This window comes from Roseateles sp. P5_B10, assembly GCF_056400485.1.
Window position 1 is genome coordinate 1 of sequence record NZ_JBFULE010001312.1, and the last position, 956, is coordinate 956.

The following is a 956-nucleotide window of genomic DNA, read 5'->3' on the forward strand; positions in this document are numbered from 1 at the left end:
TCCTGATCCCCGTCTGTGCGGTGCTCGTCGGCGCCTTCGCGGACGGCGGCAGCGCCTTCAGCCGCCTGGCGAGCGATCCGGTGTTCTGGAACGGTCTGCGCGGCACGATGGTGCTGGGCACCGTGGCACCGCTGTTTTCGCTTGTCGTCGGCTTCTGCGTAGCGCTTGCATTGGTGCGGTTCGCGCCGGGCCTACGGACGGCAGCGCTTATCGCGATTTCGCTGCCGCTGACATTTTCGGGGCTGATCGTCGCCTACGGTTTTATCCTGCTGCTCGGCCGCGCCGGCTTCGTGACATTGTTGCTGGCTAAGCTCGGCTTCGATCCCGCGGTGATCGGCGGTTTCATCTTCTCACCGGTAGGACTGGGACTGGCCTACTCCTACTATCTGGTGCCGCGCGTCGTGTTGATCGTGCTGCCGGCGATTAGCAATTTCGATCGCAACCAGATGCTCGCCTCGCGCTCGCTCGGTGCGGGGAGTTTCCGTACGTTGATCGAGGTGATGTTGCCGCAGATATTGCCGAGCCTGATCGCGGCTTATTGTCTGACCGCCGCCGTTGCTGTTGGCGCTTATGGCACGGCGCTGGCACTGGCCGGCACGCAGGTGAATATCCTGCCGCTGGTGCTCTACAGCAAGATCTCGGAGACGGGGACTGATTTGCCGGCCGCATCCGCAGCATCGATCGTGCTGGTGGCGATCTGCGCCATCGTCGTATCGATCGGTGAGGCAATGCGACCGCAGCGCAAGGCGTAGCGAGACGGCCGTAAGCTCACTGCTTGCTGGCCGTCCATCGGCCGCTGCAGCCATTCGACATTTGCATCGAACCGCCGCCACCGCGGCCGGACAGGCGGCCGGTCATGACCGCGCTCACGCTGCCGCTGCTGCCGACCCCTTGCAATGTACCGCTCGGACTAATGCTGCCGCCTCCGCCAACGCTCCCACCGGAGATCGTCAATG

2 protein-coding genes are annotated in these 956 nt (G+C 64.1%); both read left to right on the top strand.

Annotation, left to right across the window (positions count from 1 at the left end; translation table 11 throughout):
- Positions 1-752 (top strand): ABC transporter permease (locus AC1DU6_RS32965; RefSeq protein WP_477862503.1); only part of this gene is annotated, 752 nt, incomplete at its 5' end.
- Between the two features lie 23 nt (positions 753-775).
- A partial coding sequence (locus AC1DU6_RS32970) for a hypothetical protein (protein ID WP_477862505.1) occupies positions 776-956 on the top strand: 181 nt, incomplete at its 3' end.